The organism is Stieleria bergensis (assembly GCA_007745635.1).
Classification (GTDB): Bacteria; Planctomycetota; Planctomycetia; order Pirellulales; family Pirellulaceae; genus Stieleria; species Stieleria bergensis.
Map to the genome: position 1 here is coordinate 60,515 of CP036272.1, position 9,384 is coordinate 69,898.

The 9,384-nt window shown below is 54.2% G+C and carries 5 protein-coding genes; 1 reads left to right on the forward strand and 4 read right to left on the reverse strand.

Annotated elements, in window-relative coordinates:
* Nucleotides 1-13: 13 nt before the first annotated feature.
* On the forward strand, nucleotides 14-1,285 hold the full coding sequence (locus tag SV7mr_RS00225) for a methyl-accepting chemotaxis protein (RefSeq protein WP_145268142.1): 1,272 nt from the start codon (nucleotides 14-16) through the stop codon (nucleotides 1,283-1,285).
* A gap of 33 nt (nucleotides 1,286-1,318) precedes the next feature.
* Here the strand turns inward: SV7mr_RS00225 and SV7mr_RS00230 are convergent, their stop codons facing one another.
* The 4 genes from SV7mr_RS00230 to SV7mr_RS24960 all read right to left on the reverse strand — a co-directional run bounded on the left by SV7mr_RS00230 (nucleotide 1,319) and on the right by SV7mr_RS24960 (nucleotide 9,323).
* Nucleotides 1,319-2,836: a carbohydrate porin gene (locus SV7mr_RS00230; RefSeq protein ID WP_145268144.1), complete on the reverse strand. Its 1,518-nt coding sequence runs from the start codon at nucleotides 2,834-2,836 to the stop codon at nucleotides 1,319-1,321.
* Between the two features lie 879 nt (nucleotides 2,837-3,715).
* Entirely contained in the window at nucleotides 3,716-4,678 is a 963-nt protein-coding gene (locus SV7mr_RS00235; RefSeq protein WP_145268146.1) for an MDR/zinc-dependent alcohol dehydrogenase-like family protein, read from the reverse strand.
* Nucleotides 4,679-4,893: 215 nt separating this feature from the next.
* Nucleotides 4,894-6,984 carry a DUF1592 domain-containing protein gene (locus tag SV7mr_RS00240; protein ID WP_419187914.1) on the reverse strand — a complete coding sequence of 697 codons (2,091 nt, stop codon included), beginning with the start codon at nucleotides 6,982-6,984 and terminating at the stop codon, nucleotides 4,894-4,896.
* Nucleotides 6,984-9,323 (reverse strand): serine hydrolase, encoded by a 2,340-nt coding sequence (locus SV7mr_RS24960; RefSeq protein ID WP_419187915.1) that lies wholly within the window; start codon nucleotides 9,321-9,323, stop codon nucleotides 6,984-6,986. The genes SV7mr_RS00240 and SV7mr_RS24960 overlap by 1 nt, the downstream gene beginning before the upstream one ends.
* Nucleotides 9,324-9,384: the final 61 nt, after the last annotated feature.

A 9,384-nucleotide genomic window follows, 5' to 3' on the forward strand; every position in this document is an offset into this window, starting at 1 on the left:
AGACGACCAACAAATGATTGCCACACTTAGCCGTTACCTGATCTTGCCTCGCGAGGTCAGTGAGTTTGAGCACAATTACTTGCACAAGATCAACCGTTTAGCGTTGATCTTGTTTCTGTGCCATTTGCCGCTCTTAGTTGGCATTGCGTACTTCAATCAAACGGGATGGCTGTTAGCCACGGTGTTGACCAGTGCAGTGTTGGCCGGGCCTGTGTTCGCGTACTGGACCAGCCCCAAAGGGCGTGGAACTTCGATCGTGCTGGGGCTGTGTGCCGTGTTCATGGGTGGTTTGTTGGTGCATTTTGCCCAAGGGCCGGCTCAGATTGAAATGCACTTCTATTTTTTCATCATGGTGGCTCTGCTAACGCTCTTTGCTAATCCAATGGTGATCATTACAGCTTCGGCTGCGACTGCCGTGCATCACTTGGGCCTCTGGATGTACTTGCCCGACAGCGTGTTTAACTACGATGCTCCGTTCTGGATCGTCGGAGTGCACGCGGGGTTTCTGGTGGTAGAATCCATCGCCGCTTGCTTCATGGCCCGTAGCTATTTTGATAATGTGATCGGCATGGAAAAAATGGTTGCGCTGCGTACGAACCAAGCTAACGAAAAAGCGCGCGACATGGAATACATTTTGGATGCCGTTCGTAGCGGGACGACGATTGCCAGTGGCAATTCCGACAAACTGGTCTCGCACACGAACGTACTCGCCCACACAGTGGACCAGTTTGAACTCAGTATTCGCGAGATCGCCGGGAATGCCTCGCATGCTGTTGGCGTCGCGCAATCCGCTGTGCAAGCTGCCAGTGACGCAACTGAAACCATCAATCGTCTTGGCGTCAGCAGTAAAGACATCGAAAGCGTGATCAAGCTGATCGACTCGATCGCTGAACAAACGAACTTGCTGGCTCTCAACGCCACGATTGAGGCTGCGCGAGCTGGACAGGCTGGTAAAGGCTTTGCTGTGGTGGCCAATGAAGTCAAGGACTTGGCCAAGGAAACAACACAGGCAACGGCCGGAATCGTTGGCCGCGTGCAAGCCATTCAAGATCAAACGCAGGATGCCTGCAATGCGATCGAACAGGTCATGGAAGTGATCGAGACCATTAACGAAAGTCAATCCGCAATCGCGGGTGCGGTCGAAGAACAGTCAGCCATGACTGGCGAGATTTCCGGCAGCATTTCCGAACTGGTCAACACTGGCGAAGAGATTGCTTCCAGCATCGGCAATGTGGTGCGATCCGCCGAAGCCCGGTCAACCGACGGTATGACGACGATGGTCTGATTGTTCAGGGGCACGAAGGCGGCCTGCGAGAGATCACCACCAGGATTCCAACTGTACTCCAGCGGACAATCCAGCGGTGCGATTGACATAGCTGGGACCACCGACCAAGCCTTCAAACTGTTTGCCCCACCAAGCCCATGTGACAAAGGTTCTTAACTCAGGCCGTGCGAAGAAGTTATTGCCCACTCTTAACATCGGGCTGATCGTCAATTTATGCAGCGAGCCGTTTCGGTTGTTGGCGCGATCGTCAATGTAGTCCGCACCGTATTCAAACGCCAAAGCGCCGTGTTCGGTCAACATGAAGATCGGGCGAAATCCGCCCGAGGCCCAGCTAACTCGCGGACGTCCGGGGCTGTCCTGAGTCGTTTCGCGATACACCGCAGTGCCTTGCAGGGCGAGCCATTCACAAGGCTGCATCGTAAACGTCTCGGTCATCAAGAACTGCGAGAACAGCTTCTGGGGCTGATAGGGCTGATTGGTGGTGGTCGTAAAGTTCGCCGAAGCGCCACGCCCCCACATGATCGATGACTTATTGAACCCACCCAACAAATCTTCGATCAGGTGAATCGCCCCGGCAGCGTATCCACTCTTGGGCGGTTCGTAGTCGTTGCCTGGAATCGTTGTCCCACCCGATTCTGCTGAACCAAAGCCCCACAGCATGAGTTTGCCGATCGGCATTGGAATGTCGTGTAGTCGCATGTCGAGATTGTGTTTGGCAATCCGACCTTGACTCGTCTCTGGAGTCGCCAGCGAACCTGAGAGATAGGCAAGGGATAGCTTTGCGTCTCCAATGCCAATGTCTTCTACCCCGCCACCATAGCCTGAGACATCCAGGAAGAAAAAGTCGATGATGTGAATATCGTGCCGGTCGTAATAGCGACTGCCGATCCAGAACGACCAGTCGGGGACCGCGGGGAGGTTGGCGAACTCCATGAACGCCTCGCGCAATACCACAGCGTTTGTTGAGTCGAAGGTGGCATCCTGGAACGTTTGATAGGCAACCATGAATTCACCGCGGAACGTCGCACCGGACTCCAACTTGCTGGTTCGATCCATGATGATTTCAATATAGGTATCGTTCTCGTTACCAAGACGGTACTTTGTAGGCACTCCCGAGAGTTGAAAGATTTCCTGATCGCTCCCGCGACCGCTCGTCCCCGCTCCAACGCGAGCATAGCCATGAAAGTTGACGAGATTCTCAAGCAACTGCCGCTCTTCGATTTCTTGTAGCAACTGTTGTTGGGCGCTAGACGGCAACGACTGATAACTAGGGACGCGTTTTTCTAACTGACGTCGATAGGCGTCCAACGTTGATTCGTAGCTGCGCATCCGACGCTGTCTTTCATTGCGGTCGTTTGTTTCTGTTCGTTGCAGTTCGCGCAAGCGTCGCTCATAGTCATCTGCGATTCGATCCAAACGGGCACGAAGGGCGGCGATGTCTTCGGGGTCACCAAGCTCACCATCCGTTCCATCGTTCTCTGTGATGTCCGTCTCTGGGAGATTGATCAGCGGAACTGGCAGCGTCGGATTTTCTTGAGGGATCGATTCCAATGGTGTCAGTCAAGGGATCATAGGGTCTCGGTCGACAGCATTGCCACCAATTTCGTTTTCAAGTTGATCGCTATCAACGATCGGTGGCTGGAAAGTAACGACTGAGCCCGATTGGGATTCGATCAGCTGGCCGAATTCGGTCGTCTGCGCAGGCGTCGTTTCTTGCCCGACACAGGGCCAGGTAGACAATCCAGTGCTTAGCCCCGCAACGATGATCTGGAGTAACGGTGAACTTGAACGAGCTTGCCGAGTGGCTGGATCGGATAAGAAAAAGAATCGGTCGAAAAATGGTAGCATCAACAGTTCTCCCGGCCCTGCAGAAACCAAGGGTTAGCTGATGGTAATGATGTGAGAGCAGGCGGCGTGCTGCCCCAGCCGCCGCCTGCAACTCACGTTCGAGGAGTTTGAAATCGCAAGCAAGTGCCCCTTGCGATCTCAGACACAACTCTTGCCACACTGGTTACCCCGTCCAGCAGCTGGCTTTTTTTCTAGCGCTTGGCAAAGCTCGATCGCAAGAGCAGGTTCTGTAAAACAGATGGGACCGTTGGGGCAACCAAGACGAAGCCGTCGAATGTCAGTCCATTAGACGCCGCGATTGACTTGCCCGGAAGGTCGCGCGAATCACAGAAAACCACGCGATTCAGGGTGCCAAACGCATTTGCCTGATAGGTCAAGCAGCGTGCCGCAGGGGCCACAGCGCTGAGCCCTGGGAGTCAAACAGGAGCGGATAGGGTTTTCCCTACCCGCGCAACAAGAGTGGGCTCTGGCCAACACTCCTTTCAAAGCTTTCACCTGTGAGTGCGGATCGGCAACGTCTTCACCAGACGATGTAGGCAACGCAGTGACGACGAAGCATCGGGATTGCAGGTCACCGGATCATCATGCGATTTCGAAAATCACTTTGAACGAGTCAGCATGCTTGGCCGCCTCGAATGCGGCTTGGTAATCTGACAGCGCAAAGCTGTCGGTGATCAGGTCATCCAAGTTGATGTGCCCTTTGGCGATCGCATCAAGCGCTTGATCAAAGGGTCCACAGCGAGAACCCAGCAGGTTGATTTCATCGATCACAATGGCAGCCAATGACTGTTCGTGTTGCCCCGCAACCGTTGTTTTCATGATCACCGTTCCCCGAGGCCGGACCATTTGCAATGCCATCGGCAGGCCAGTGGTTGATCCCGTGCAATCCACGACCAAGTCAAAAGCGTTCGCGGGAACGTTGCTGGGCAGCGTTCCCTGAAGTGCTTCGGTCGAAACACCCCGTTCTGTGAATCGCCTCAATTTTGCTGCGTGCTTTCCAAACACCGTGACGTTGCCGCTACAGTTGGCTAACACCTGGGAGCACATCAGTGCTAGGCGTCCATCACCAAGCACGGCCACACGATCGTTTGGAGTCACGGTGACCTGTTCTGTGATCTCAAACGCCGCTGCCAAAGGTTCGGCAAAAACCGCTTGTCGATCTGAGATCTGATCCGGTACGCGATGCAGATTGCGTTCGGGAACGGCCAAGGTAGTTGCGAAGGCTCCGTCATGCCGATCGATCCCAATCACAGTGCGATTGGGGCAATGAGTGGGGCGTCCAGCTTGGCAGGTGTCGCACTGATGACAGCTGCAGTTGATTTCACCGACAACACGCTGATCGGCAAATTGACCTGACCTTGCAACGCCAACGAATTCGTGTCCAAGCACTCCAGAGAATCCCATGTAGCCTTGAATCAACTGCAGGTCCGTCTCGCAAATTCCAGCCAGTGAGATGTCGACGAAGACTTCACCTGTCTGCAAGTCAGGTGCCTGCCGGTCTGCTTGGAACTGAAGTTCGTTTCCGCTGAGAGTGATTGCTTGCATCGGATCTTCAAAGAGTTGGCGATGTTTCTGAACACCGTTTCTGTTGTAGGCTACTGTGCTTGCACGCACCCTGAATGACTGACTAGCTCAGTTGGCGAACAACGATTCTGATCACGCAGATCAGTGCAGTCAGCGTACAGGTGCTTCAAGCCAAGCTCATTCGCATGCCTCAGCGGAATGGACGAGCGACAATGACCCTCAGGTGCGAACTTTCGTCACTGCATGAAGGGTCCGCTGGTCACAACGCCACGAAACAGTGATTTGATGCTGTAGTCGGTTGTAGCGGATTCATCGACAATCTGATCAATGGTCAGTGTGTCCGAGGCATCGCTGGGACGGGCTAAAGCATACGCTAGCAAGTGGCCCGTGAAGCCACGTGCATAGCGGTCTTTTTCGTTCAAGATGGCATCTTTAAATTCGACCACTGTTTTGAAATCATGTTTCCCGAACAGAGTGCCAGCCATATCGACGGGGTTCGCATTGGCATCTTGTTCACGCCACTTGCCGGTGGGACCAAAGTTCTCAAGCGCAAAACCCAACGGGTCGATTTTTTCATGACAGCCGGCGCAGCTGGCCCGTTCGCGGTGCAGTTTCAAACGCTTACGCAACGAAAGCTCTGCCAGGTCTCCTTTGGGATGTTCGTCAAGCGGCGGGACATCCGCTGGTGGCGGCTCTGGAGGATTGTTAAAAATCACCGTTGCCAGCCAAGCGCCACGGGTAATCGGTTGAGTACGTGTGGGGGACGAAGTCATCGTCATCACGGCGGCGTTTGTGATCACCCCTCCATACCGACGGTCTTCGTTGGGGACCCGATGAAAGTCGATGGAGCCAACGCTGCCAGCGTTGCCCGGTAAGTTGTTTGTATTGGCATAGTAAAACTGATCCAATCGTCGGCTGCGGTAGCTGAATGGTGCATCGATCAATTCCAGAATCGACCGATCCTCGATGAGAACGGTTTCGAAGACCAGCAATGGCTCCAGCATCATGTGCATGCTTGAGCGATACTTGGAAAAGTAAAAAACCGAGAATTGCTTGCGATTGGGGATCGAAGAAATGATACGTTCGATCTGTAGCCACTGCGAAGGAAAGGCGTCGCAAAAACGTTTCAGTCGTTTGTCCAACATCATGCGATCGGTCTGTTTGACAACCATTTCAGGGTCGGTCAATTCGCCCTGCGCTGCCAGTGACAAGAGCTCTTCGTCGGGGATGCTGGCCCACAGAAAGAACGACAACCGATTGGCAATGCGATAGCTGCGAGCGACGGCGTTGTCTTGTTCTGGTGCCGAGTCACCACCAAGGTAAAAGAATCGCGGCGAAGCGATCACAGCAGACGCCGTTTGTTTCATCGCCTCGGTGAAGTCGTCGCCCTGCTTGATTCGATCACCGGCAAAGGCGGCATAGCGATCGACGGTTTGTTGATCGATCGACGATCGAAACGCACGCTGCAAAAAGGGCCGCAAGCGGCTTGTCAATACTTGATCGATATCGATATCGGTGTCGTTACCGGGGGCCATGAAGAACGCTTTCCAGATGCCGACGTTCCGTTGATTGAAGTCTGGGCTTTCAACAATGGAGCGACTTAGACTGAGGAACGACTCCAACAACAGCGGTGACAACGACAGGTGATCTGCTTGGTTGTCGAAGCCGTGTTCGGCGCGTAGGTCTTGAGGAAAAGCGGCCACGCCGGCGAGTCGTCGCTCAATCATTTGTGACTTGCCGAGCGGTCGACTGCCTACAGCGATGCGATCGGGCATGCGGCCGCTGGCTGGATCAAAGTAACCGCGTTGATCTCGCATCACTCGTTCGGGTAGCGTGAAGACAATGCACTTGAGTTCAAACAAGTCGATGACGGCGTTGTTGTACTGAAAGCGGTTCATGCGGCGAATTGCGGTCTGCGATGCCTGGCCGTCGCGCTCAGCTTCTTCAACCACATGACGCAGTTGCTCGCGTAGTGCTTCGACGATCTGTTCGCGCTCCTCAGGTTCTGGCTGCGAGGCGTCTTCTGGTGGCATCTCGCCAAGATCAATGACATCGATCAGGGTTTCTAGCTGATCAGCACTGGCCGCCATCACGGCGAGGGTTTCATCGTCAAGTGACAACTCGCCTTCGGGTTCGTCGCCGCCATGACAATCGGTGCAGTGTTGCTGCGCAAACGCAGACAGCGTCCGCTGGAATTCAGCGTCATCCGCCGTGGCAACGCTTGTCATGCCAAAGAGGGCCGCCAGCAAAGCAATCGCGAGCCTGCCGATGATTCGGTGGTTAGGGAGGTGCATGTTGTCAGCAGAGAGTCGTGGAGGGGCTTGCATTAGTTGACGTTTTCGTACCAAACGATGTTCCGTGAGCCGCGACCGGCGTTCAGCAGATCCATGTCACCGTCGCCGTCCATATCCACCGCTTTCAGGTCGTAGCTCTCCTGATTCGCGTCAACGAGGCTTGGTTCAAAGTTGCCTTGACCCGTGTTGTGATACCACATGACCCGTTGGCTGCCGTAGCCACATGAGGCCACATCCATGTTGCCATCTCGGTCAAAGTCAGCGACGCACAGCGAATGAGGAAATTGGAGTGCGATGTCAATATTGTGCATGGTCCAACTTGGGTTTTCAAACCAAACGATGCCAATTCCATGGCCTCGGCTGGCGATCCAATCGGTTTTGCCGTCTTGATTCACATCGGCGGCTACAACATTGGTCGCGCCGGTCTGGTCGGTTGCCAGGCTAACCTTTTCCCAGCCTTTTTCTTCAATCGCGGCCGACTTGCCAGGATGCTTCCAATACGCGAACCAGTTTCCATCGGCGAAGGGACCCCCTTTGGCACCCACAGCGATCTCTTTCCAACCATCGCCATCAATGTCAGCGGCACCCATGTAGTGGCTTCCACCGCGAGCCGTCTTGTCAGCGAATACATGTCGTTTCCAAGGCTGATCGCCATGTGGATTCTCTGGGCGGCTCAGCCAGGCAATGGAATCACCAATGCCTTTTTCCGGCTCAAAGTTATTGATGACCAAGTCATCTTGTCCATCGTTATCAATGTCAGCAGTCAGCAAGCAATGCATGCCCGTGATTTCATGATCGATTGGGCGACGCTTCCATGATGAATCGAAGTGTTCCTTGCCTGGGTTTTCCAGCCAGAATGGGTGACGCGAGGCGACGGCGCCCGCCCAGTCCGAATCGCCGTCACCATCCGCATCGATTGCTGTGCTGTGGATGGAACCGCCTCCGCCCGGCAAGCGATGCAAGACAACCTCTGCTTCAAAATCGGGCGCCATCCAAAGACTGACCTTTCCGCCAGAGCTGCCGATGACGTCCATCAAGCCATCGCCGTTCACATCGATCGGAGTCGCTGTATTGCAATGGCCAAGCCTGGCAACGACGTGCTTCTTCCAACGTGACGCAGTGTTTGGCTCTGCTTTGCCTGCACGGTATCCAATTTGGACTTGTTTGAACAATTGATTGGCCAGGCCAGCGTCGGTGGGAATGTGTTGCCGAACAAAGATCTGGAACATTCCAAGTTCGGGCATCAGATGAAAATTCGTTGACGCGTAACCACCCCAGGCATAACTCTTGGCAGTTTGTTTCTGTTCGGGCAGGCCGATCGCGACATCATTGATGGAAAAGCCCAGCCCAAAACGAAAGACACGACCGGGCAGCTTCAATCGGTCGGTGAACATCAACGCCACGGTTTCCGGCTGAAGAAACTGTTCCTGGCCCACTTTCCCCTCGCTGACAAGCATCTGGCAAAATTTAGAGTAGTCATCGATCGTCGAGATCAAGCCGCCGCCGCCGGAGTGAAACTGAAAACCGGTCTGAAAGGGACTGGTAGCTGAGGCATCCAAAACGCTCAATTTGTCTTCAGCATGGGTATGAATTGAAGCCAGGCGATCGCTCGGCGTTTCCGATTCGATCTCAGCCACCGAGAACGCAGTGTCGTTCATCTTCAGAGGTGTGAAGACAGCCTCCTTCATGTATTGATTGAGTGGTTTCCCCGACCAGATTTCGATCAAGTGCCCCAATAGGTCGGTGTTGAATCCATAGGTAAATCGTCGTCCTGGTTGATGAAGCAAAGGGACGTGTTGAAACCGTTTAGCTGCTTCCCCGATGGTTATCTTCGGCGGATAAATCCCTTGAGGTCCGTTGTACTTTAGGCCGTGTTTGGCATGTGCTTGTTTGACGGCGGGGTGACCATTGCCATACGAGATGCCAGCTGCGTGGCAGAAGAGGTCGGCAACGGTGACGCGGCGATCAGCGTCGACCAGAGATTGATCTTTGCCCGTGCCAACCACTACTTTCATTTCAGCAAGTTCTGGAATGTATTTGGAAAGGGGATCATCCAGCTTGAACTTGCCTTCTTCCCAAAGCTTCATGGCAGCGACGGAGGTCACTGGTTTGCTCATCGAATAAATGCGCAGCAGTGTGTCGCGTTCCAATGGTTGCTTGGATTCAATGTCGCGAACGCCTGCGGTGTGAAAGTAAGCCTCTTTGCCTCCCAGCCAGACCAGATGAGCGGCGCCGGCGCAACGTCCTGATTCGATCGACTGGTCGATTTGACGCGTGACTTCGTTCAGGGTTTCAGGAAGGATCGACTGCCCGTGAGCATGGAGCGTCAATAGTCCAGTGAACAGGCACACCAAAAGACGTCTGGCGAACATAGAGCACCAAGCAGCAAGAGAGGGAGGGCAGGGACGGCGGAGTTCAACACTATAGTCGAAT